We start from the raw sequence: 23174 nt of genomic DNA on the forward strand, positions 1-23174 counted from the left end.
TTGGGCGTGGCATCGGCGTGGGAGACCCTCAAAGATGTGCGAATCAACTAGCGCGTGCGCGGGGACGACTCGCGGTGGAATCGTAGGTTCAACAATTACTCGCGCCGTCGGCACCCAGTCACGGCTTCATGGCGCCTTGCGCACTGGTGTAGACTGCGTAGAGCGATGACGAGCCGCAGATATAAAGTCTATTTCGCTGCTGACCGCCGAAGCACAGGTTGGCGACGGTTTCCGGTATGTGGATCTTGCCGAGGAGATCGCCGTCAGGAGTGTAGCAGCGCACGCCGTCTTCATTCGGATCGCCCCAACCCACGGAGCACCAAAGACGCCCGGCGGTGTCGCAGCGCAGCCCGTCGGTAATGCTGGGCTTGGGCATGTCCGCAAAGACCTTGCTGTTCGAAAGCTTTCCGGCCCCGAGATCCACGTCGAACACGCGGATATGCGACGGGTTGTCGGGTCCGTCGGTGAAACCGGTATCGCAGATATAGAGCTTCTTCTCGTCAGGCGAGAAGCAAAGGCCGTTCGGCTGCACGAAGTCATCGACCACCATCTTGATGTCGCCGGATTTCGGATCCACCCGGTAGACATTTTTCTTTTCCTGCTCGGGCTCGGCCTTGATGCCCTCGTAAAAGCCGCCGATGCCGTAGGCTGGGTCGCAGAACCAGATCGAACCGTCGGCCGCGACGACCGCGTCGTTCGGCGAGTTCAGTTTCTTGCCATTGTACTTGTCGGCGATGATCGTGATCGAGCCGTCGAGTTCGGTCCGGGTTACCCGCCGGCCGCTGTGTTCGCAGGTGATCAGGCGTCCTTCCCGATCAATGGTGTTGCCGTTGGAGTTCATCGACGGCTGGCGGTAGACGCTGAGATGGCCGTCATCTTCCGAGAAGCGCATGATGCGGTTGTTGGGAATGTCGGAGAACAGTACGTAGCGTCCGGCCGCGAAATAGACCGGGCCTTCGGCCCAACGGAATCCGGTTGCGACGCGCTCGACCGCCATGGTGCCCGCGAAGGCCGGGAAACCGGTGGGCCCGAACGAGACCTTCGGCTTTTTCATCGATTCCAGGCGGGAATCCGGATAGCGGGCGCCGGGAAGCGGGCCGAGCGGCAGGGGCTGCGTTGCCGTGGTCGGCGCGCCGGTCTGGCCGAGCGGTGCCACGGAGGCGGCGGAAGCCGTCTTCATCGTCACGGCCGAGGCAGCAAGCGCCGCTGCGCCTGTCAATATCTTGCGACGGTCGAAACCGCCGCCTTGGTGCTGGGGATCGGAAAGGGTCAACGAGGTTGTCATGATTTCCTCCCATGTTTTTTGTTGGAAGGAAAACATCAGCCCGCATTCCGGCATAAAGCGGGCGGGCTGTGGTGGAATAATCAGAGATGGCGGAGGTTCGTCGTCCCTGCGAACGTTCGCAGGGACCCATAACCACCAGCCCCGATTGTTTCAGAAGATAATCTACCCCATCGCTCCACTGATAGGCCGCGGCGTATGGGTCCCTGCTTTCGCAGGGACGACCATGTGGAGAGTCTTCCTCAGATCGGATCCCAGGGGAAAATGTCCGCCGAGCGGTCGAGCTTGTAGAACGATCCCTTGAGCGCGGGCATGCCGTGCTCGGCGATCGTTTCCGGCGTCCAGCCTTCGCTCCGCTGCACCGAGCGCAGCGGACGATTCTGGCTGAACAGGAAGATCTCGTTCATGCGCACGCCGAAAATCTGGCCGGTCACGTCCTTGGCGGCATCGCTGAGCAGATAAGCGCAGATCGGCGCGATCTTCTCCGGTCCCATCTGCTGGATTTTCGCCACGCGCGCCTTCTCGGCCTCGGTCTCGGTCGGGATGGTGCCGATCATGCGGGTCCAGGCGAATGGCGAGACGCAGTTCGAGCGGACGTTGAAGCGGCCCATGTCGAGCGCGATCGACTTCGACAGGCCGACGATGCCGAGCTTGGCGGCGGCGTAGTTGGCCTGGCCGAAATTGCCGATCAGGCCGGAGGTCGAGGTGAAGTGCACGAAGGAGCCGCTCTCCTGCTCACGGAACAGCCGCGCCGCGGCGTGGGAGACGTAGAACGAGCCCATCAGGTGCACCTTGATGACGGCCTCGAAGGCTTCCACGCTCATCTTGTGGAAGATCATGTCGCGCAAGATGCCGGCATTGTTGACGACGCCGTCGAGGCGGCCGAAATGATCGGTCGCCGTCTTCACGACCTTGCTCGCGGGGATCGCTTCCGCCACTGACTCGAAGTTGGCAACGGCGGTGCCGCCGCGCTTCCTGATCTCCTCGACCACCTCCTCGGCGGGCGCAGCGCTCGAACCGGCGCCGTCTGCGGCAACGCCGGGATCGTTGACCACCACCTTGGCGCCTTCGGCGGCGCAGAGCAGTGCGATCTCGCGGCCGATGCCACGGCCTGCGCCGGTGACGATGATGACTTTGTCTTGCAGTGATTTTGCCATTGTGTTGCTCCGGTTGTGCTCCCGTCATTCCGGGATGGCGCGAAAGCACCAGACCCGGAATCTCGAGATTCCGGGTTCGCGCTTCGCGCGCCCCGGAATGACGGGTTGTTACTTCTCGTTCGTAAAGATGATCGTGCCACTTGCGGCGAACATGCCGCCGACGCCGTGGCAGACCGAAATCTTCGCGTCCTTGACCTGCGCCGGCGCGATGCCGCGCATCTGCCGCACGCTCTCCTGCAGCGCGTACATGCCGTACATGCCGGAATGCATGTAGCTCAGGCCGCCGCCATTGGTGTTGAGCGGCAGCTTGCCGCCGGGGCGGGTGTTGCCGTCGGCGATGAACTTGCCGGTCTCCTCGTGCGGCATGAAGCCGAGATCGCCGAGCCCATAAAGCGGCAGATGCGCAAAAGCGTCGTAGATCATCAAATGGTCGACGTCCTTGTGGGTGATGCCGGCCTCCTTGAAGGCAGTAGGGCCGGCGACCTTGAAGGCGCGCGAGGAGTTGAACGTCTCCATCTGGCTGACCATCGGCGTCTCCACGCTCTCGCCGGTGCCGAGAATATAGACCGGCTTCCTCGGAAAGTCCCTGGCGCGGTCGGCGGATGTGAGGATCAGCGCGCCGCCGCCGTCGGTGACGAGACAGCATTGCAGCAGGCGGAAGGGATAGGCGATCATCCGCGAGTTGAGAACGTCGGCGACTGTGATCGGGTCCTTCATCATCGCGCGAGGGTTCTTCGCGGCCCATTCCCGCTGCACCACAGCGACCATCGCGATCTGCTCATGGGTGATGCCGTAGGTCTTCATGTAGCGCAGCACGGGGATCGGGAACATGCTGGGCGGGCCGTAGATGCCGAACGGCGCCTCGAACTGGCCCTGCAAGCTATCGGCGGGGATCGAGCGCGGCAATTTGCCGATCATCGACTTGCCGCTCTCGGCATGCGTGATCAGCACGGTCTTGCAGAGACCCGCTTCGATCGCGGCCGCAGCATGGCGGACATGCAGCATGAACGAACAGCCGCCGACCGAGGTGCCGTCGACCCAGGTCGGCGTGATGCCGAGGTAATGGGCGATCTGCTGCGGAGTTTCGACGGCGGTGGCGATGCCGTCAATATCGGACAATTTCAGCCCGGCATCGGCTATGGCGTTGAGCGCCGCATCCGCGTGGAGCTGGATCTGCGACACGTTCGGGATGACGCCGAGCTCGGTGGTCTCGGCAGCGCCGACGACGGCGACCTGGTTTCTGCGCATGGTGCTTAGCCCTTCGCCGGACGGAACATGGGAAGGGTGATCTTGTCGTCGAGTTTTTCGAACGCGACTTCGAGCTTCATGTCGAGCTCCAGCGCCTCCGGCGTCTGCGGGCAGTCGATGATGTTGCTCATCATGCGCGGACCTTCGTCGAGTTCGACGACCGCGATCGCGTAAGGCGGGGTAAAGCCGGGCGCCGCCGGGCGATGGTTGATGACATAGCTGTAGAGCTTGCCCTTGCCGCTGGCCTTGAACACACTCACCTTGCGCGAGGCGCAGGAGGGACAGAACGGCCGCGGCGGGAAATAGACATTGGCGCAGGCATCGCAACGCTGCAGGCGCAATTCGCCGGCCTGCGTTCCGTCCCAGAAATGCTGGGTCTCGGGTGTGGGCTTTGGTTTGGCGCGGGCGGGCTCAGCCATGTCGGCAATTTCTCCTCGGGGAAGCCGGGCGTTTGCCCGCTTGCTTGTGGTCTTGATGCGACATTTGGCAGTTGCCCGTCAACGGCTCAGCGGCGACGGCGATTGCATGGCCGCATTCCTGCGCGTGAGGGCGCTTGTATGCCAGCGTATCATCGGAGATAGTCCGCCCCACGGCAAATTGCCGACTGCATTTTTCGTCATCAGGCTCGCTTCAGACACAAGTGAGGCCAAAGGAAGCGACCAAGAAAGCCATGCCGAACCATCCGACGCTCGCCAGCCTCGCCGCCGACCTCGATGCCGGACGAACCACCGCGCGCAAACTGGTCGAGGAATGTCTCGCCAAAATTGCCGATCCCGCCGGCGAGGGCGCGCGCGCCTTTATCCATGTCGACAAGGACGCCGCGATCGCAGCAGCCGATGCGATGGATCATCTGCGCAAGGCGCGCGCCGCGCCATCGCCCTATGCCGGCGTCCCCGTCTCGATCAAGGACCTGTTCGACATCAAGGGGCAGGTGACCCGTGCAGGATCCCGTGCGCTGGAGGATTCGGCTCCTGCCGAAGCCGATGCGACGGTGGTGGCGCGGCTCCGCCGTGCCGGCTTCATCGTGATCGGCCGCACCAACATGACCGAGTTCGCCTATTCCGGCATCGGCATCAATCCGCATTACGGCACGCCGAAGAGCGTCTTCAATCGCGGCGTCGGCCATGTCCCCGGCGGCTCGTCCTCGGGCGCGGCGGTATCGATCGCCGATCGTATGGCCCATGGTGCGCTCGGCACCGACACCGGCGGCTCCTGCCGGATTCCGGCGGCCTATAATGGCATCGTCGGCTACAAGCCGACGCAACGCCGCGTGCCGCTCGACGGCGGCGTGCCGCTGTCATTCTCGCTCGACAGTTTTGGGCCGCTGGCGCGCAGCGTGGCCTGCTGCGCGGTGCTGGATGCCGTGCTGGCCGATGAAGCCGTGCAGCCGTTGCAGCCGCGCGCCGTCAAGGGCATGCGGCTCGCGGTGCCGACCACGATCGCGCTCGACGATCTCGACGAAGAGGTCGCCAGAACCTTCGAGCGCGCGCTGGCGACGCTGTCGCGCCAGGGCGCGTCGATCGAGCGGATCGAGGTGCCGGAATTCCATGACGTCGGCGTCATGAACAGCAAAGGCGGCTTTGCTGCCGCGGAAAGCTACGCCTGGCACCGTTATCTGCTCACGAGCAAGGGAGATGTCTACGACCCCCGTGTCCGCGTCCGCATCCTGCGCGGCGAAGGCATCAGCGCGGCCGACTATATCGATATCGTCGGCGCGCGCCGCGCGTTCATTGCGCGGACCGAAAAGCGCATCGCGCCGTATGACGCGCTGGTGCTGCCGACCACATCAAACACGCCGCCTGTCATTGCCGACCTCGCCGACGACCAGGCCTTCGCCACGCAGAATTTGCGCTCGTTGCGCAACTGCACGCTGATCAACATGCTCGACGGCTGCGCGATTTCGCTGCCGGCGCACCGCGAAGGGGACATGCCTGTCGGGCTGATGCTCGCGGCGGCGGGCGGATCGGATCGACGCATCTTCGAACTGGCCGCGGGAATGGAGGACATCATCCGTGTTTGATCTGACCTTCAACGTCGACGACAAGGGTATGTTGACGCCGCTGACGCTTGCGATCGACCAGGCCGTCATCGCCGGCTGGACCGGCCGCGATCCGGTGGCGCGCGACAAGCACATCGCCGAACTCGAAGCGCTCGGCATCGCGCGCCCAGCCACGACGCCGATCTACTACCGCTGCTCGGCGCGGCGGATTACGCAGGACGACCGCATCGAGGTCTGCGGCGAAAATTCCAGCGGCGAGGTCGAGTTCGTGCTGATCGGCTGGCAGGGACGCATCTTCGTCGGCTGCGGCTCCGACCACACCGACCGCAAGGTCGAGAGCTACAGCGTCACCGTCTCCAAGCAGATGTGTGACAAACCGGTAGCCTCGGTGCTGTGGGAGCTGGAGGAGGTCATCGCCCATTGGGACAAGTTGATCCTGCGCTCCTGGGCGGTCATCGGCGGCGCCCGCGTGCTCTACCAGGAAGGCACGCTCGATGCGATGCTGCCAGTGAACGACCTGATCGAGCGCGGCTTCGGCGGCAAGGGCTTGCCCGACGGCTGCGCGATGTTCGGCGGCACCTTCGCCGCCAAGGGTGGCATCCGCCCGGCCAGCCGATTCGAGTTCGAGCTGGAGGACCCCGTGCTGAAGCGGAAGATCAGCCACGGCTATGATGTGATCACGATGCCGGTGTTGGGTTAGATTTCTCCACACGTCGTCCCTGCCTAGTGCGCAATTGCGCACGGGCGCAGGGACCCATAACCACCGTGGTTCGTTGTTATGGCGAACTGGAGCCACAGCCTAGCGACCCAAGGCGACCTGTGGTTATGGGTCCCTGCGTTCGCAGGGACGACGGCCGATAGATCGGAAATCGGGTGGCGAACGTCCAGGTGGTTTTGCGAGACTGCCAGCATGAGAGCAACTGCAAGACATATCGACCGTCCGCCCACCGTCGCCGCCCGCGTCGACGCCATCGACTGGACGCAGGCGATCGCTGACCTCGACGCACAGGGCTGCGCGGTCCTGAAGGGATTGCTGTCGCCGGAAGAATGCGACGCGCTGGCCGCGCTCTATCCGGATGACGCGAACTTCCGCAGCAAAATCGTGATGGGGCGCCATGGGTTCGGCCGCGGCGAGTATAAATATTTCGCCTATCCGCTGCCGAAGCTGATCGCGGAATTGCGGCCGGCGCTCTATGCGCGGCTGTGCAGTGTCGCCAATCGCTGGAACGAGACGATGGGCATCGACATCCGCTATCCCGAGCGGCACGAGGCTTTTCTGAAACGGTGCCACGACGCCGGGCAGACGCGGCCGACGCCGCTGCTGCTGCAATATGGCGAGGGCGACTATAATTGCCTGCACCAGGATCTCTACGGCGAGCATGTGTTTCCGCTGCAGGTTGCGATCCTGCTGTCGGAGCCGGGGCGAGATTTTACCGGCGGCGAGTTCGTGCTGACGGAACAGCGGCCGCGGATGCAGTCGCGGCCTGAGGTAGTTCCGCTGGCGCAGGGCGATGCGGTCGCCTTTGCTGTGCACCACCGGCCGGTGCAGGGGACGCGCGGGCCTTACCGCGTTAATCTGCGCCATGGGGTCAGCCGTATCAGATCCGGCCAACGCCACACTGTCGGTGTGATCTTTCACGATGCCAAATGAGCGCGGGCCCACGTTGACTGCAGATTTGTTCGACGCCGTTCGGGACGTGCGTCCGTCACGCGAAGCGATGGCGGAGGGCGCGGTGCTGCTGCGCAGTTTCGCCAGGCCGTTTGAGAACGAAGTCATTGCGGCGCTGCGCGAGGTCATCGCACAGGCGCCGTTCCGGCGCATGGTTACCCCTGGCGGTCACCAGATGTCGGTCGCGATGACCAATTGCGGCAGCGCGGGCTGGGTTACCGATCCGAGCGGCTATCGCTATGACGGCGTCGATCCCAATTCCGGCCAGCCTTGGCCGGCGATGCCGGCTGTCTTTCGTCAACTGGCGGAGCAGGCGGCCGCTGCGGGTGGTTTTGCCGGTTTTGCGCCGGATGCCTGCCTGATCAACCGCTATGCACCCGGTGCGCGGATGTCGCTGCATCAGGACAAGGACGAGCAGGATTTTGCCGCGCCGATCGTGTCGGTATCGCTAGGGCTGCCCGCGGTCTTCCTCTTCGGCGGCGCAAAGCGTGCCGACAAGCCGGCCCGCTACCGCCTGGAGCACGGCGACGTCGTAGTCTGGGGCGGTCCGTCGCGGCTGTTCTTTCACGGTGTGGCGCCGCTGGCTGACGGCGAGCATGCGCTGATGGGCCGCCAGCGCATCAATCTGACTTTTCGCAAAGCGCAGTGATCTTCCTTCTCCCCTTGTGGGAGAAGGTGGATCGCTGACGCGAAGCGGCAGCGAGACGGATGAGGGGTCTGTCTCCGCGGATAGAGACCCCTCATCCGCCTTCGCTTTCGCGAAGGCACCTTCTCCCACAAGGGGAGAAGGGAAAGCGTTCCATCCGCATATTCTCTGGTTTATGCTCCCTCTGCCGGGGGGCAGACATGAGCGGCACCGACATCAAGTCCGAAACAAGCACCAGCGCCAACAGCACCGGCATCTATCTTGCCGTGCTGCAACTGGTCTTCACGCTGGGCTGGACCACTTACGTCATTTACCTGCCAAAACTGTGCGCCGAAGTCGGCATTGCGCCGTCATATGTGATCCTCATCCTGCTAGTGGTCGCGGCGTCGCGGATGCAGCGCAGTGTGGCAGCGAAGTAGCACGCCCTTATCCTGAGGAGGCCGCAACGCGGCCGTCTCGAAGGATGTAGCCACAGTCGGGCCTACATGGTTCGAGACGGCGCAAGCGCCTCCTCACCATGAGGGGCACTCATGGCTTTGGCGGATGAATGAACGCCCACGGCGATACTTCCGAATCCGTCGGCACCTCGACCGAAATCACGTATGGCCCGCCGTCGGCCAGCGCCTTTTCCAGCGCGGGGCGGAAGTGATCGGGTGAGGTGACGCGCGCGGCGCCGACGCCAAAGGATTCCGCGAGCTTCACGAAATCCGGATTGACCAGGTCCGACGCCACCACGCGTCCGTCAAAATGCTGGCGCTGGTCGCGGCGCACATTGCCGTAGGCGTTGTTGTTGAACACCAGCGTCACGACGCCGATCTTGAACTGCACGGCGGTCGACAGTTCCTGCACGCCGAACATAAAGCCGCCATCGCCGGTGATCGCGACCACCGGCCGGTCCGGGTTGGCGACCTTGGCGCCCAGCGCAGTGGGGAAGCCCGAGCCGAGCGTGCCCTGATAGCCTGAGGTGATGAAGGTGCGCGGCTCGTAGACCGGAAAGCCGTACCAGGAGGCAAAACCGACCTGCGACAGCTCGTCGGTGACGATGGCGTTGGCCGGCAGCACCTCGCGCAGGATGTTCAGGTACGCCATCTGCGGCTGAACCTTCTGGATCTCCTGCTGCGCCGCCGCCGTGGCCTCGCGGATTTCGGCGCGCCGGCCGCTGGTCTTGCTGTAGCCGGACTTCTTCACGGCCGCCACCAGATCCGCCGTGCCCGCCTTGGCGTCCGCGACGATGGCAGCGTCGGACGCAACCCGGCGCATTTCGACGGGATCGATATCGATGCGAACGGATTTCAAACCCTTCGGTTGATACGGCCAACGGAAACCGGAGGTCGGCAGCTCCATGCGGCTGCCGATCCCGATGATCAGGTCGGTGGTCGCCCACAGCTTGTAGGCCGCCGCCATGCTCAGTCCGAGTTCGTGCGCATTGGAGACGATGCCGCGACCGCTGCGGAACGCCACCACGGGCGCGTCGATCATTTCCGCGAGTTCGAGAATTTCCTCAGCGGCATCGATCGCGCCGCTGCCGACGAAGATCATCGGCCGCTTCGCATCCTTGATCAACGCAGCCGCAGCCTTGACGCGGTCAGGATCGGGCTGCGGGGCGGGGAGGGGGTCGAAGATCTGGGAAGGGCCGACCTGCGCGCGCTGGGTGAACACGTCCCACGGCATTTCGAGCGACACCGGACCGCGGCGGCCCGACAGCATCTCCTGAAACGCGCGCGACACCATGGCCGGCGCCACGTCGGGATATTCGATGCGCTCGGCCCATTTGACGAAAGTGCGCAGCGTGGCGAGCTGATCCGGCATCTCGTGCAGATGGCCGCGGCCCTTGCCGAGAAAGGACGTCGGCACCTGGCCGGTCAGGCAGAGCACCGGCTCATTGCAGCCGAATGCGGTCAAAAGCGCCGCGCCCGCATTGAGTACGCCGGGGCCAGGCACCACGCTGAACACGCCGGGCCGCCCCGAAGACCGTGCGTAGCCGAAGGCCATGTAGCCGCAGGCCTGCTCGTGCCGTGCGCCGATTACCTTCAACTGCGCCTGATGAAAGGCGTCGAACAAGCCATAGATTTGCGCGCCGGGCAGGCCGAACACCGTATCGACGCCATGCGCGACGAGGCCATTGACGATTGCTTCGCCGCCGGAAGTTGATTTCATCGTACTGTCCACTCGCTTGCGGGGGATTGTCAGGCTTCGTCGATCACGCCGTTCTTCAGCACGCCGACGCCCTCGGCTTCAACCTCGATGACGTCGCCGGGCTTGAGATAGCGCGGCGGGTCGAACCGCGCGCCGGCCCCCGTCGGCGTTCCCGTCACGATGACGTCGCCCGGCACCAGCGTGGTAAAGGTCGAGAGATAGTTGATGAGGTATCGGAAGCCGAAGATCAATCGTCCCGTGCGGTCGTCCTGCCGTGTCTCGCCGTTGACCCGCGTCGTGAGGCGGACGTCCGCGATCTGGCTTTCGTTTGTGTAGGGCACGAGCCACGGCCCGAGGCTGCCGGTGGAATCGAAATTCTTGCCTTGCGTGACGTTGAACTTGGCGTGCCGCACCCAGTCGCGGATGGTGCCCTCGTTGCAGAGCGTGATCGCGGCGATATGGCCAAGCGCATCGCTCTCCTTGATGTGCCGGCCGGCCTTGCCGATGACCAGCACCAGTTCGCCCTCATAGTCGAGCTGCGACGAGGCGCGCGGGCGGACCAGCGGCGCGTTGTGGCCGACGAAGGAGCGCGGCGTGCGCATAAACATGCTCGGATATTTCGGCGCGTCCTGCCCGTCCTTGTATTCGGCGTTGCGGTCCGGGTAGTTCACGCCGATGCAGATGATCTTTTCCGGCGAAGGGATCGGCGGCTGCCAGGTGATGGCATCGAGCGCATGGTCCGGCTGGTGCCGCGCGCCTTCTTCGGAGAGTTTCATCAGCGCGCCCGCGGCGACGACTTCGCGCAGCGTCGGATAATCCTTTCCGAACCGCGCGGAGAGATCGACGATGCCGGCATCGGTGACGGCGCCGTATTTCTGTGCGCCGTTGACGGTGAAGGTGGCGAGGTGAGGTGACGTCATTCGTTATCCGATACTCCATGTCGTCCCGGCGAACGCCGGGACCCATACGCCGTGTCCTATCTTTTGAGCACCAAAGCAGATACCTTCTGCAACATTACCGCCGCGGGTTATGGGTCCCGGCGTTCGCCGGGACGACGCGTCGTGGGAAACTTTGTTATCGGCACTGCGCACGACTCTAGTCCGCGATGGTGACGTCGGCGACAAAGGCCGGCTCGCGTACCGCTTGCCCCGAAAACGGCGTACCTTCCTCGAACCAGGAGCGCGGCGCGGGCGCGCCCCACAGCGTCTGCCGGCGCGGGTCCTTCAGCGACCAGCGCAGCGGCTCATGGTCGTGATCGCCCGTAAAATAGTCGCTGGTGTAGAGTTCAAGCCGATGACCGTCGGGGTCACGGACATAGAGAAAGAACGCATTCGAGATGCCGTGGCGGCCGGGGCCGCGCTCGATGTTCTTCAGGTAGCCGCTGGAGGCCATCACGTCGCAGAGATGCAGGATGTTCATCGCGGTCGGCGTCCAATAGGCAATGTGGTGCAGGCGAGGGCCACGGCCGTTGGTGATGGCTAAGTCATGGACATTGCCCTTGCGATGCATCCAGGCCGCCGCGATCCGCCCGTTCGGGCCGTCCTCCTCGCCATATTCGGTCAGCCGGAAGCCGAGCCGGGCGTAGAAATCGACGGTTCCCTGAACCTCAGGCGAGAAGACGTTGAAATGATCGAGCCGCTGCGGGTGGCACCCCCTGTAGAGGTCGTAACGCCGCAGCAGATGCGGGCGCTTATCCATCGTTGCGTAAAGTTCGAGCTGGAAGCCGGCAGGATCGGTGAACTGCAAGGTGCGGCCCTGGAACGCTTGATCGACGAAAGCGTAAGCGATGCCGTTCTCGGAAAAGAAGGTGGCGGCCCTGTCGAGATCGCCGTCATTGCCGACCTTGAAGCCGAGCCGGCTGCAGGCCGCGACAGGGGCTTTCCGCAACACCAGCGAGTGATGCTGATGCTCCTCGCTGCCGCGCAAATAAACCGCGTTGTCGTCGCTGTCCTCGACATGGAGGCCGACGGTGTTCTCGTAGAAGGCGCGGCTCTTGTCGAGGTCGGTGACGTCGAGCACGGCATGGCTGCAGCGGATGATGTTGAACGGCGGATCGAAGATGTGGGTTGGAATGGGCATGTGGTTTCCTCGGATTCTCTGTCATTCCGGGATGGTCCGAAGGACCAGACCCGGAATCTCGAGATTCCGGGTTCGATGCTGACGCATCGCCCCGGAATGACGGTGGTTGTTTACACTCCCAGCTTCTGAATCTTATGCGTCCCGCGCGCGAGCGAGACGTGCTTGGTTTCCATATAGAAGTCGAACGAGTAGTCGCCGCCATCGCGGCCAATGCCTGACGATTTCATGCCACCGAACGGCGTCGGCAGATGGCGGACGTTTTCGGAGTTGAGCCAGATCATGCCGGCCTCCAACGCGTCGGCGACGCGCAGCGCGCGGCCCATGTCGCTGGTCCAGACATAACCGGTCAGGCCATATTGCACGCCGTTGGCGATCTCGATCGCGTCCTTCTCGTCTCTAAACGGGATCACGGTAAGGAATGGGCCGAACACTTCTTCCTGCGCCACCCGCATTTTCGAATGCGCGCCGGTAACCAGCGTCGGCTGCACGTAATGTCCACCGCCGGGCCCGTCATGCGGCTTGCCGCCGACGGCAATGGTGGCGCCGTCGTTCCGCGCGACGTCGAAATAGCTGCACACTTTTGCCAGATGCCGCTCATGGATCAGCGGTCCGATTTCGGTAGCGGGGTCGAGCGGATGGCCGACCTTCAGCGCCTTCACCCGAACGGTGAGCTTTTCGATGAATTTGTCGGCGATAGACTCCTGGACCAGAAGCCGGCTGGAGGAGGTGCAGCGCTCGCCGTTCAGCGAGTAGATCATGAAGACGACCGCATCCAGCGCCCGGTCGAGATCGGAATCCTCGAACACGATCACGGGATTTTTGCCGCCGAGCTCGAAATGCACGCGCTTCAGGGTAGGGGCGCCCTGCGCCATGATTGCCGAGCCGGTGGAGCTTTCCCCGACAAAGCCGATCGCCTTGATCGCGGGATGCTCGGTCAGCGCCTTGCCGGCTTCCTCGCCCATGCCGTGGACGGTGTTGAGCACGCCGTCGGGGAGGCCTGCCTGTTTGGCAAGCTTTGCCAGCAGGTCCGCCGTCACCGGCGACCATTCCGCCGGCTTGTGCACGACAGTGCAGCCGGCGGCGAGCGCAGGCGCGATCTTCCAGGTCGACAACATGAACGGGGTGTTCCACGGCGTGATCACGCCGACCGGGCCGATCGGCACCCGGGTCGAGATGTTCCAGTGCTCCTCGGCGGGCATGTTGAGCCCGTCCCGGGCCTCGGCGCATCTGTCGGCAAAGAAGCGAAAATTCTCCGCCGCCCGGATCGCGGCCTTGGCCATGAAGCGATGCGCCTGGCCGGTGTCGATGCATTCCAGCACCGCAATATCGTCGGCGTGGTCCTCGATGGCATCGGCCACGCGATGCAGCAATTTCTTCCGCGCCGCCGCAGGCACCTCGCGCCAGGACTTGAACGCGGTTGCGGCTGCGGTAGCAGCGCGGTCGATGTCGTCGGCATTGCCGCGCGCGACGGACGCCAGTACCGCCCCATCCACCGGCGACTTCGTCTCAAAAGTCTGGCCGGAGACCGACGGCACGGTCTTGCCGCCGATCATGTGGCCGATGCCCTCGCTCTTTAACCTGACGAGCAGGGGAGCTACGCGGTCGCGGTTAGCCTGAAACATGTCCTTCGGTGTCGCCTTATCCATTGATAGCCTCCACTTTCAGGGCGTCGTGGATGTTGTTGCGTTTCCAGCTTGTTTCCTTGTCGTTGATCTGCATGTCGAACGACAGCGCGAACTTCTCCTTCGCAAACACCGGATCGAGAAAGGCCGACAAGGCCTTGAAAATATGCTCGCCCGCCTTCTTGCGGGTGGCGAGATCGCGGCCCTCGCCGAGACGGAGCACCATATCGAGAAAGCCGTAATTCCGGCGGCCGTCGGCAATCGCATAGTGCTCGCATTTGATAGCGCGGACGCGAATACCTCCGAGCGGGAAGATGCCGGTTTCGACCGCGGCCTTGCGAACCAGTTCCACGACCGCGCCCATGTCAACGTGGCGATCGAGATTGCCTGAATATTCAATCGTGAAGTGCGGCATCTTGCGATTGCTCCAACTCTCTTAACGCGTCAGGCGAAGTAGCAGCTCACCGAGCCGTAAGGGCCGTAGTCGGCCTGGATCGTGTCGCCCTTGCGGGTCTCGATCGGGCGGATGAACGATCCCGCCAGCACCACTTGCCCGGCTTCCAGCGCCAGCCCGTTCGGTGCGATCTTGTTGGCAAGCCATGCTACCGACGTCGCGGGATGGTTGAGAACGCCGGCCGCAAGCCCGGTTTCCTCGAGTTGGCCGTTGCGGAAACACAGTGCGCCAATCCAGCGCAAGTCGGCGTCCATCGGCCGGATCGGACGGCCGCCCAGCACGATACCGGCATTCGCTGCATTGTCGGCGATGGTGTCAAAAATCTTCCTGCTAGCTTTGGTTTGCGGATCGACGCGTTCAACCCGTGTATCGAGAATCTCCAGCGCCGGCACCACGAAGTCGGTGGCGTTGAGCACGTCGAACAGGGTGCAATCAGGTCCCGAAAGCCGCGACTTCATCACGAAGGCGAGTTCGGCCTCGACGCGGGTGGCGATGAAGCGATCGGACGGGACGAGCCCGCCATCGGCAAAGAACATGTCGTCGAGCAGGATGCCGGAGTCAGGCTCGTCGATGTTGAGCGCGCTCTGCATCGCCTTCGAGGTCAGGCCGATCTTGTGGCCCTTCACGATGCGCCCCTGGTCGACCTTCATCTCGACCCAGGCTTTCTGAATAGCGTAGGCATCTTCGATCGTTATGCCGGGATGTTCGAGCGAAAGCTGGCGGATCTGCGTGCGGGTCTTTTCGGCCTGATCGAGCCGCTCGGCGGACTTGCGGATTTCGTCTTTCGAAAGGGCCATGGGCGCGTCCGGCATGTCTGAAAAAGCGCGTGCTGAAATTTGTTTAACATGTTAAGTTATCCTGCGCAAACTCATTTGATGCTTGTTGCGGCGCAAAACTTTATCCTCGCGGAATCCACGATTCCTGATGGCGGACCACTGAAGATGGCAGGTAAGAAATCGCCGAACGGACCGCGTTTGGAGCCGGAGGGAACGACCGCGGCCCGCCGGGCGCCGATGCGCGAGTTCTCGCGTTCGCTGCCGATGTCGCTCTTGCGCGCCCGCGAGGCGGTCATGCGGCAGTTCCGTCCGTCCTTGCGCAACCACGGCCTGACCGAGCAGCAATGGCGGATCCTGCGCGCGCTGACGGCGGTTGATACCATCGAGGTGACTGAACTGGCGCGCGTTGCCTTCCTGCTGGGGCCGAGCCTGTCGCGAATCCTGCGCGATCTCGAAGCGCGCGATCTGATCGAGCGGCGGACCGCCAAGGCCGATCTGCGCCGCGGCGAGGTATCGATCTCGTCCAGGGGCTTGAAGCTGATCGAGGCCGTCGCACCGACCTCGGAAGCGATCTATGCCGAGATCACCAGCCGCTATGGCGCGCGTAAGCTTGCCGAGCTGCAGGACATGCTGGGCGAGCTCGAACGCGGCCTGGCGGAAATGGAAGTGTCCGGTGAGGCAGAGACTGAGGCGGACGAGTAAACGCAAATTTGCATGATGCTAGCGGCCCGATGCATAACGGCCGGGCAAATGATTGCAATCATTTGTCTAATGGTAGACACGCGTGCGATTTTTCGCTCAAAGTGCCGGCCAAGCCGGTCATCAAAACCGGTGTGGGAGTTCCAGGGTTTGCCGCTGATATCACCGGCTTTCCCGGTGCAAGGTCAGGGCTGAATCCGAAAAAATGGTCACCATACAAGTCAACAATCTCATCGATTTCGTCGCCGAGGTTTTTTCGCATTCGGAATCCTCGCCCGAGGAAGCCAGGCGCATCGCGACCTATCTGACGACAGCCAATCTCACCGGCCATGACAGCCACGGCGTGATCCGGGTGCCGGTCTATATTCGCTGGAAGAAGACCGGCAACGTCGTTCCCAACCAGACCCCCGAGATCGTCGTCGATACGCCGTCGCTCGCTGTGGTCGATGGCAAGTTCGGCTATGGCCAGACCGTGACGCCGTTCGCCGTGCAGACCGGCATCGAGAAATGCAAGAAGGCGGGGCTAGCCGCGGTCGCGTTGCGCAACGCCGGGCATATCGGCCGCGTCGGTGACTGGGCGGAGATGGCCGCCGCCGAAGGGCTGGTCTCGGTTCACTTCGTCAATGCGGCGGGCTCGCTGCTGGTCGCGCCTTACGGCGGCGTGCAGAAGCGGCTATCGACCGCGCCCTATTGCGTCGGGATTCCGCGCCAGGGCCAGGACCCGATCGTGCTCGATTTCGCGACTTCGATCGTGGCTGAAGGCAAGGTGCTGGTGGCAAGCCGCGGCGGCAAGAAACTGCCGACCGGCGCGCTCGTCGATGCCGACGGCACGCTGAGCGAGGAGCCGTCGGTGCTTTACGGTCCCTACACCCCCGACGGGCCGCGCGACCATACCAAAGGGACTGGCGCGATCCGCGCCTTCGGCGAGCACAAGGGCTCGGGGCTCGCTTTCATCTGCGAGCTACTCGGCGGCGCGCTCACCGGTACCGGCGCGACGTCAGGAGGCCGGCAGTTCGCCAACGGAATGCTCGCCTTCTATATCGATCCCAAGGTGATCGACACGGCCAACTACTTCGACGGCGAAATCTCGCGCTACACCGACTTCATCCGGGAAACCAAGCCGATCGCCGGCGTCGAGTCCGTGCTGGTCCCCGGCGATCCCGAACGCAAGATGCGCGCCGAGCGCACCAGGAACGGCGTACCGCTGCCTGATGATACCTGGGCTGCCATCGTCAACACCGCCCGCGAGGTCGGCGTCAGCGAAACCAGCATTCAGCGCGCCACCAGCTAATCCACCCCACGAAGTCAAACAATCGTAACGATTACAAAGGGAAAGCGATCAATGGCAACCAACAACGTCAAGAAAGTATGGGCCTCCGGCAAGGCCGTGGTGAACGCGTGGCTCGCGATCCCGTCCGGCTTCTCCGCCGAGGTGATCGCACAGTGCGGCTTCGACAGCGTCACGGTCGACATGCAGCACGGCGTGCAGGACTATCTCTCGATGGTGCAGTGCTTTCAGGCCATGAACGGCCATCCGGTGACGCCGATGGTCCGCGTGCCCTGGAACGAGCCCGGCATCATCGGCAAGGTGCTCGATGGCGGCGCCTATGGCGTGATCTGCCCGATGATCAACACTCCGCAGGAAGCCAAGAACCTCGTCCAGTACGCCAAGTATCCACCGAAGGGCACGCGCTCGAATGGCCCGATCCGCTCCGGCATGTACGGCTCGGCCGGCAGCTACCAGCAGACGGCAAACGACGAGATCGTGCTGCTGCCGATGATGGAGACCAAGACCGCGGTCGAGAACATGGAATCGATCCTCGACGTCGAAGGCATCGACGGCGTCTATATCGGCCCGTCCGACCTCGGCTTCTCCTACGGCCTGGTGCCGAAGCTCGACCGTGACGAACCGGAAATTCTCAAGATCTACGAGAAGATCGTCAAGGAATGCGGCAAGCGCGGCCTCAATCCCGGCATTCATTGTTCCGGCGCCGAGGGTGCGGTGCGCGCCATCAACATGGGCTTCAAGCTGGTGACGCTGTCGAACGAGAGCGGGTTGATGATGACCTACGCCAAGATGCAGGTGAACCAGACGAGGAAGGACTCGGGCGGGAAGGCCTAAGCTCTTACTTCTCCCTCGCCCCGCTCTTGCGGGGAGAGGGGCGGGGTGAGGGGCCTCCATCCGGCGAGCACTGCGCCAGTGATTCAGTCACTGCCTTGCCCCTCACCCGGATCGCATCTTCGATGCGATCCGACCTCTCCCCGTAAAGGATGGGGAGAGGTTAAAGCGAACCACTGGAGAAACACCCCATGACCCCGGCACCTGTGATCCGCCTGCATCCCGACGACGGCGTGCTGATCGCGCGCGCGAGCCTGCCGCCCGGCATGGTGGTGGCCGATGGCGTCACGACCGTCGAGCGAATCCCGGCCGGCCACAAGGTCGCGATCAGGCCAATCGCCGTGGGCGAGCCGGTGCGCCGCTACGGCCAGATCATCGGCTTTGCCACCGCGCCGATTTCGCCGGGCCAGCACGTGCACACCCAGAACTGCGGCATGGGCGATTTCGCCAAGGACTATGCCTATGGCGTCGACGTCAAGCCGGTGCCGAACTTCGATCTGCCTGCAACCTTCGACGGCATCCGCCGCGCCGACGGGCGCGTGGCCACGCGCAACTATATTGGCATTCTCACCTCGGTGAATTGCAGCGCCCATGTCGCCGGCATCGTTGCCGACATGTTCAAGAAGAATCCGTTTACCGGCGATAACCCGCTGGCCGATTTCCCGAATGTCGATGGCGTGGTGGCGCTGACCCACAAGACCGGCTGCGGCATGACGCAGGACGAGCCGCTGGCGCTCTTGCGGCGGACGCTCGGCGGCTATGCGCGGCACGTAAATTTTTCCGCTGTGGTCGTGCTGGGGCTCGGCTGCGAGGTCAACCAGATCGGCGGGCTGATGCAGGAACAGAAACTCGCCGGCCGCCTGCGCGCGATGGACATCCAGGAAGTCGGCGGCACCCGCAAGACGGTCGAGGCCGGAATTGCCTTCGTGAAGGAGGCGCTGACCGACGCCAACAAAGTAAAGCGCGAGCCGGTGCCGGCCAGCGAGTTGACAGTGGCGCTGCAATGCGGCGGCTCCGACGGTTATTCCGGCGTATCAGCCAATCCGGCGCTCGGCGCGGCGAGCGATCTCCTCGTGCGTCACGGCGGCACCGTGATCCTCTCGGAGACGCCGGAGACCTACGGCGCCGAGCATCTGCTGACGCGGCGCGCGGTCAGCCGTGAGGTCGGCGAAAAGCTCGTCGGCCTGATGCGTTGGTGGGAAGAGTACACCAGGCGCGAAGGCGCCGAGATGAACGCCAATCCGAGCCCCGGCAACAAGGCCGGTGGCCTGACCACGATCCTCGAGAAATCATTGGGCGCGATGGCCAAGGCCGGCAGCACCAACCTGGTCGACGTGCTCAACTACGCCGAGCCCATCACCAAGAAGGGTTTTGTCTTCATGGACACGCCCGGCTACGACCCGGTGGCGGCGACCGGGCAGGTGGCTGGCGGCGCCAACATGGTCTGCTTCACCACGGGGCGGGGCAGCGTGTTCGGCTGCAAGCCCGCGCCCTCGATCAAGCTCGCGACCAACACGCCGATGTACAAGCGCATGGAAGACGACATGGACGTCAATTGCGGCACCATCCTCGACGGCGAGGAGACCGTGCAGCAATGCGGCCAGCGCATCTTCGAGCTGATGCTGAAAACGGCATCCGGCCAGCCGACCAAGAGTGAGAGTTTCGACTTCGGCAGCGCCGAGTTCGCGCCGTGGGTGTTAGGGGCGACGATGTGACAAATTAGTTCGTCGTTCCGGGGCGATGCGAAGCATCGAACCCGGAACCTCGAGATTCCCCGATGCGCAATTGCGCATCTGAGGTCTGGTCCTTCGGACCATCCCGGAATGACGGCATCAAATGTTTCGCACTTCCCATAGGCACCTCGTGCCCGTTGTTAATGCTTGATCCCACCCGGAACCGGTGTTCTGCTTAAAAAAGCCGCTGGAGTCTCCGGTCCGTGTCGATCTTCGTCGCACTACATCACGTTACGCACTACAAATACGACCGACCGATCGATCTCGGCCCGCAAACCGTTCGGCTGCGTCCGGCGCCGCATACGCGCACGCCGATCCTGAGCTATTCGCTCAAGGTCACGCCCTCAAACCATTTCGTGAACTGGCAGCAGGATCCGCAGGGCAACTGGCTGGCGCGGTTCGTCTTTCCGGAGAAGGCCACCGAACTGAAAATCGAAGTCGACTTCAGCGCGCAGATGACGGTCGTCAATCCCTTTGACTTCTTCGTCGAGCCCTACGCCAACTCCTTTCCGTTTCAATACCCCGCCGACCTCAAGACCGAGCTCGCGCCCTATCTCGTCACCGCGGAGCAGGGACCGCTGTTCGCAGCTTACTTGAAAGAGATTCCGCGCGAAGCCGACAGCACCGTCAATTTCCTGGTCGGGCTCAACGCGCAGCTTCAGAAGAAGATCAACTATGTCATCCGCATGGAGCCGGGCATTCAGACGCCGGAGGAGACGCTGGCCTCTGGCTTCGGATCGTGCCGCGATTCGGCGTGGCTGTTGATCCAGATCTTCCGGCACCTCGGCCTCGCGGCGCGCTTCGTCTCCGGCTATCTCATCCAGTTACGTCCCGACATCGATCCCGTCGAGGGACCGCGCGAGGTCGAAAGCGATTTCACCGATCTGCACGCCTGGGCCGAAGTCTATCTTCCGGGCGCGGGCTGGATCGGGTTCGACGTCACCTCGGGCATGCTGACGGGCGAGGGGCACATTCCCGTTGCCGCCACGCCGCACTACCGCTCGGCGGCGCCGATCAGTGGCAGTGCCGGCTTCGCCAACGTCGAATTCGGTTTCGAGATGAACGTCAGGCGCATCCGCGAGGCGCCGCGGATCACGCGGCCGTTCTCCGATGAATCCTGGGCGCGTCTCGACGCGCTCGGCGAGCAGGTCGATGCCGATCTCAAGCAGGATGACGTCCGGCTGACCATGGGCGGCGAGCCGACTTTTGTCTCCGTCGACGATCTGGAATCGCCGGAATGGAATATCGCCGCCATCGGCCCGACTAAGCAGGCGCTGGCCGATGAGCTGATACGCAAACTGCGCGCGCGCTTTGCGCCGGGCGGGCTGTTACATTACGGGCAGGGCAAATGGTACCCGGGCGAAAGCCTGCCGCGCTGGGCGTTCGGCCTCTATTGGCGCAAGGACGGCGCGCCGATCTGGAAGAATGCCGACCTGATCGCGAAGATCGACAACCCGCACAAGGCGATAGTCGAAGACGCTAAGGCGTTTATGGAGGGCGCCGCGAAGCGGCTCGGCCTCGACGCCGCCTATGTGATGCCCGCCTATGAAGACACCGTGCACTGGCTGCAGAAGGAAGCCGCCTTGCCGGTCAATGTCGATCCGACCGACTCCAAACTGTCCGACGCGGAAGAACGTGCTCGCATGGCGCGGGTATTCAGTACCGGGCTCAACAAGGCGAGCGGCTTCGTGCTGCCGATCCAGCGTGCGGGCGCTGACGCGTCTGGCTGGATGAGCGAGCACTGGCAGCTCCGACGTGACCATCTTTTCCTGATACCGGGCGATTCCCCGCTCGGACTGCGGCTGCCGATGTCGTCACTGCCGGATATTCCTCCGGATGAATATCCCTATGTCGTCGAACAGGATCCGATGGAGCCGCGTCTGGAACTCGCGGTCGAGGATAAAGACACCGCAGCGGCAGGCGAGCCGGCAAAGTCGGAGCCGACATCCAGGCCAAAACCCAAGCCGGTGCGCACGGCGGTGGCTGTCGAAATCCGCGACGGCGTGTTGTGCGTCTTCATGCCGCCGGTCGAGAAGATCGAAGACTACCTCGAACTGATCGCGGCGGTGGAGGCGACCGCCGAGGAGATGCAGATCCCGGTTCATGTCGAGGGGTATGGACCGCCTTACGATCCGCGCATCGAGGTCATCAAGGTGACGCCTGATCCTGGCGTCATCGAGATCAACGTGCAGCCGGCGCAAAGCTGGCGCGACGCTGTCGACATCACCTTCGGCCTGTATGAAGACGCCGCAAAAATCCGGCTCGGGGCCAACCGCTTTCTGGTTGACGGCCGCCACACCGGCACCGGCGGCGGCAACCATGTTGTGGTCGGCGGCTCGACGCCACAGGACTCGCCGTTCCTGCGGCGTCCTGATCTCCTGAAGAGCCTCGTGCTGTACTGGCAGCGCCATCCCTCGCTGTCTTATTTGTTTTCCGGCATGTTCATCGGCCCGACCAGCCAGGCGCCACGCATCGACGAGGCGCGCCATGACGGGCTCTATGAACTGGAAATTGCGCTCGCGCACGTGCCGCCGCCCGGTATCGAGGCTCCGCTTTGGCTGGTCGACCGGCTGTTCCGGCACATCCTCGTCGATATCACCGGAAACACCCATCGCGCCGAAATCTGCATCGACAAGCTCTATTCGCCCGACGGGCCGACCGGCCGTCTCGGGCTGGTCGAATTCCGCGCGCTCGAAATGCCGCCCGATCCGCGGATGTCGCTGGCGCAGCAACTCTTGATCCGCGCGTTGATTGCAAAGCTCTGGCGCGAGCCGCAGCAGGGTAAGTTCGTGCGCTGGGGCACGGCGCTGCATGATCGCTTCATGCTGCCGCATTTCCTCTGGGAGGATTTTCAGGGCGTGCTCGATGAGCTCAGGCATTCCGGCTACGAATTCTCGCCGGAATGGTATTCGGCGCAGCTTGAATTCCGATTCCCGGCGTTCGGCCGCGTCCATCATGGCGGCGTCGCGCTGGAATTGCGTCAGGCGCTGGAGCCTTGGCATGTGCTTGGCGAAGAGGGCTCGGCCGGCGGCACCGTGCGCTGTGTCGACTCTTCCGTGGAGCGGCTGCAGGTCAAGGCAACAGGCTTCGTCGAAGGCCGCCATGTCGTGACCTGCAACGGCAGGCGGATGCCGATGACGTCAACGGGCCGCGCCGGCGAGGCGGTCGCAGCCGTCCGCTTCAAGGCCTGGCAGCCGGCCTCGGGGCTGCATCCGACCATTCCCGTTCATGCTCCGCTGACATTTGACTTGATTGATACCTGGAACGGCCGCTCGCTTGGCGGCTGCGTCTACCACGTCGCCCATCCCGGTGGGCGCAACTACGAGACCAAGCCGGTCAATTCCTACGAGGCGGAGGCGCGGCGGCTGGCCCGGTTTCAGGATCACGGCCACACCCCCGGCAGGGTAGACCCGCCGCCCGAGGAACGCACAATTGAATTCCCTTTGACGCTCGACTTGAGGACGCCGCTCCTGCCATAGCGTTTTCCAGCGGAAAACGCGTCAAAAAAAGAAGGGGCCGGGACTGCGATTCTGATCTATTCAGAAGCACGCCCCA

Annotated in this window: 19 protein-coding genes and 1 pseudogene; 10 read left to right on the plus strand and 10 right to left on the minus strand. The window is 63.5% G+C overall.

Translation table 11 applies throughout. The annotated features are described in order from the left end of the window. Nucleotides 1-118: 118 nt before the first annotated feature. From CP49_RS05260 to CP49_RS05275, 4 genes are all read right to left on the minus strand, one after another. Nucleotides 119-1054, minus strand: a complete 936-nt coding sequence (locus CP49_RS05260) for an SMP-30/gluconolactonase/LRE family protein (protein WP_082645877.1) — start codon at nt 1052-1054, stop codon at nt 119-121. 470 nt (nt 1055-1524) lie between these two features. Further along, on the minus strand, nt 1525-2439 hold the full coding sequence (locus tag CP49_RS05265) for an SDR family oxidoreductase (RefSeq protein ID WP_057849242.1): 915 nt from the start codon (nt 2437-2439) through the stop codon (nt 1525-1527). Nucleotides 2440-2547: 108 nt separating this feature from the next. Next, nucleotides 2548-3687 carry a thiolase C-terminal domain-containing protein gene (locus CP49_RS05270; RefSeq protein ID WP_057849243.1) on the minus strand — a complete coding sequence of 380 codons (1140 nt, stop codon included), beginning with the start codon at nt 3685-3687 and terminating at the stop codon, nt 2548-2550. Nucleotides 3688-3692: 5 nt separating this feature from the next. Beyond that, the gene (locus CP49_RS05275) at nt 3693-4106 is read right to left on the minus strand and encodes a Zn-ribbon domain-containing OB-fold protein (protein ID WP_057849244.1); all 414 of its coding nucleotides are present in this window, start codon (nt 4104-4106) and stop codon (nt 3693-3695) included. A gap of 251 nt (nt 4107-4357) precedes the next feature. Between CP49_RS05275 and CP49_RS05280 the strand changes: the two genes are divergently transcribed. From CP49_RS05280 to CP49_RS05300, 5 genes and pseudogenes are all read left to right on the plus strand, one after another. Next, nucleotides 4358-5707, plus strand: coding sequence for an amidase (locus CP49_RS05280; RefSeq protein ID WP_057849283.1), 1350 nt, complete (start codon nt 4358-4360; stop codon nt 5705-5707). After that, nucleotides 5700-6386, plus strand: a complete 687-nt coding sequence (locus CP49_RS05285; protein ID WP_057849245.1) for a DUF2848 domain-containing protein — start codon at nt 5700-5702, stop codon at nt 6384-6386. The genes CP49_RS05280 and CP49_RS05285 overlap by 8 nt, the downstream gene beginning before the upstream one ends. 210 nt (nt 6387-6596) lie before the next feature. After that, on the plus strand, nt 6597-7337 hold the full coding sequence (locus CP49_RS05290) for a 2OG-Fe(II) oxygenase (protein ID WP_057849246.1): 741 nt from the start codon (nt 6597-6599) through the stop codon (nt 7335-7337). 13 nt (nt 7338-7350) lie between these two features. After that, nucleotides 7351-8004, plus strand: coding sequence for a DNA oxidative demethylase AlkB (gene alkB, locus CP49_RS05295; RefSeq protein ID WP_197423021.1), 654 nt, complete (start codon nt 7351-7353; stop codon nt 8002-8004). A 197-nt stretch (nt 8005-8201) separates the two neighbouring features. Next, nucleotides 8202-8378 (plus strand): annotated as a pseudogene (locus CP49_RS05300) (MFS transporter); the annotation flags it as partial. A 151-nt stretch (nt 8379-8529) separates the two neighbouring features. Here CP49_RS05300 and CP49_RS05305 read toward each other — a convergent pair. From CP49_RS05305 to hpaH, 6 genes are all read right to left on the minus strand, one after another. Then, a complete protein-coding gene (locus CP49_RS05305) occupies nt 8530-10158 on the minus strand; it encodes a thiamine pyrophosphate-dependent enzyme (protein ID WP_057849249.1) in 1629 nt (542 codons plus the stop codon). A gap of 29 nt (nt 10159-10187) precedes the next feature. Continuing rightward, a complete protein-coding gene (locus CP49_RS05310; protein ID WP_057849250.1) occupies nt 10188-11057 on the minus strand; it encodes a fumarylacetoacetate hydrolase family protein in 870 nt (289 codons plus the stop codon). Nucleotides 11058-11232: 175 nt separating this feature from the next. Continuing rightward, nucleotides 11233-12216 carry a 3,4-dihydroxyphenylacetate 2,3-dioxygenase gene (gene hpaD, locus CP49_RS05315; RefSeq protein ID WP_057849251.1) on the minus strand — a complete coding sequence of 328 codons (984 nt, stop codon included), beginning with the start codon at nt 12214-12216 and terminating at the stop codon, nt 11233-11235. Between the two features lie 110 nt (nt 12217-12326). Next, complete coding sequence (gene hpaE / locus CP49_RS05320) at nt 12327-13862, minus strand: 5-carboxymethyl-2-hydroxymuconate semialdehyde dehydrogenase (RefSeq protein WP_057849252.1); 1536 nt, start codon at nt 13860-13862, stop codon at nt 12327-12329. Then, nucleotides 13855-14253 (minus strand): 5-carboxymethyl-2-hydroxymuconate Delta-isomerase, encoded by a 399-nt coding sequence (locus CP49_RS05325; RefSeq protein WP_057849253.1) that lies wholly within the window; start codon nt 14251-14253, stop codon nt 13855-13857. Before CP49_RS05325 ends, hpaE begins: the two co-directional genes overlap by 8 nt. 29 nt (nt 14254-14282) lie before the next feature. Then, entirely contained in the window at nt 14283-15089 is an 807-nt protein-coding gene (hpaH, locus tag CP49_RS05330) for a 2-oxo-hept-4-ene-1,7-dioate hydratase (protein ID WP_057849284.1), read from the minus strand. 144 nt (nt 15090-15233) lie between these two features. Here hpaH and hpaR point away from each other — a divergent pair, with 144 nt between their 5' ends. From hpaR to CP49_RS05355, 5 genes are all read left to right on the plus strand, one after another. After that, nucleotides 15234-15770, plus strand: a complete 537-nt coding sequence (gene hpaR / locus CP49_RS05335; RefSeq protein ID WP_057849285.1) for a homoprotocatechuate degradation operon regulator HpaR — start codon at nt 15234-15236, stop codon at nt 15768-15770. 202 nt (nt 15771-15972) lie between these two features. After that, nucleotides 15973-17058: a malate/lactate/ureidoglycolate dehydrogenase gene (locus CP49_RS05340; protein ID WP_057849254.1), complete on the plus strand. Its 1086-nt coding sequence runs from the start codon at nt 15973-15975 to the stop codon at nt 17056-17058. Between the two features lie 51 nt (nt 17059-17109). Next, nucleotides 17110-17889, plus strand: coding sequence for an HpcH/HpaI aldolase family protein (locus CP49_RS05345; RefSeq protein WP_057849255.1), 780 nt, complete (start codon nt 17110-17112; stop codon nt 17887-17889). Nucleotides 17890-18077: 188 nt separating this feature from the next. Beyond that, entirely contained in the window at nt 18078-19601 is a 1524-nt protein-coding gene (locus tag CP49_RS05350) for a UxaA family hydrolase (protein ID WP_057849256.1), read from the plus strand. Between the two features lie 221 nt (nt 19602-19822). After that, on the plus strand, nt 19823-23098 hold the full coding sequence (locus CP49_RS05355; protein WP_057849257.1) for a transglutaminase family protein: 3276 nt from the start codon (nt 19823-19825) through the stop codon (nt 23096-23098). Nucleotides 23099-23174: the final 76 nt, after the last annotated feature.

The sequence above is a fragment of the Bradyrhizobium valentinum genome (assembly GCF_001440405.1).
Lineage (GTDB): Bacteria > Pseudomonadota > Alphaproteobacteria > Rhizobiales > Xanthobacteraceae > Bradyrhizobium > Bradyrhizobium valentinum.

Excerpts from the sequence above, each read along its gene's own strand:
- hpaR (WP_057849285.1), top strand. The coding sequence starts at position 15,234 with ATGGCAGGTAAGAAATCGCCGAACGGACCGCGTTTGGAGCCGGAGGGA.
- CP49_RS05310 (WP_057849250.1), bottom strand. The coding sequence starts at position 11,057 with ATGACGTCACCTCACCTCGCCACCTTCACCGTCAACGGCGCACAGAAA.
- hpaD (WP_057849251.1), bottom strand. The coding sequence starts at position 12,216 with ATGCCCATTCCAACCCACATCTTCGATCCGCCGTTCAACATCATCCGC.
- CP49_RS05305 (WP_057849249.1), bottom strand. The coding sequence starts at position 10,158 with ATGAAATCAACTTCCGGCGGCGAAGCAATCGTCAATGGCCTCGTCGCG.
- CP49_RS05270 (WP_057849243.1), bottom strand. The coding sequence starts at position 3,687 with ATGCGCAGAAACCAGGTCGCCGTCGTCGGCGCTGCCGAGACCACCGAG.
- hpaE (WP_057849252.1), bottom strand. The coding sequence starts at position 13,862 with ATGGATAAGGCGACACCGAAGGACATGTTTCAGGCTAACCGCGACCGC.
- CP49_RS05260 (WP_082645877.1), bottom strand. The coding sequence starts at position 1,054 with ATGAAAAAGCCGAAGGTCTCGTTCGGGCCCACCGGTTTCCCGGCCTTC.
- CP49_RS05325 (WP_057849253.1), bottom strand. The coding sequence starts at position 14,253 with ATGCCGCACTTCACGATTGAATATTCAGGCAATCTCGATCGCCACGTT.
- CP49_RS05350 (WP_057849256.1), top strand. The coding sequence starts at position 18,078 with ATGACCCCGGCACCTGTGATCCGCCTGCATCCCGACGACGGCGTGCTG.
- CP49_RS05265 (WP_057849242.1), bottom strand. The coding sequence starts at position 2,439 with ATGGCAAAATCACTGCAAGACAAAGTCATCATCGTCACCGGCGCAGGC.
- CP49_RS05345 (WP_057849255.1), top strand. The coding sequence starts at position 17,110 with ATGGCAACCAACAACGTCAAGAAAGTATGGGCCTCCGGCAAGGCCGTG.
- CP49_RS05280 (WP_057849283.1), top strand. The coding sequence starts at position 4,358 with ATGCCGAACCATCCGACGCTCGCCAGCCTCGCCGCCGACCTCGATGCC.
- hpaH (WP_057849284.1), bottom strand. The coding sequence starts at position 15,089 with ATGGCCCTTTCGAAAGACGAAATCCGCAAGTCCGCCGAGCGGCTCGAT.
- CP49_RS05340 (WP_057849254.1), top strand. The coding sequence starts at position 15,973 with ATGGTCACCATACAAGTCAACAATCTCATCGATTTCGTCGCCGAGGTT.
- CP49_RS05290 (WP_057849246.1), top strand. The coding sequence starts at position 6,597 with ATGAGAGCAACTGCAAGACATATCGACCGTCCGCCCACCGTCGCCGCC.
- CP49_RS05275 (WP_057849244.1), bottom strand. The coding sequence starts at position 4,106 with ATGGCTGAGCCCGCCCGCGCCAAACCAAAGCCCACACCCGAGACCCAG.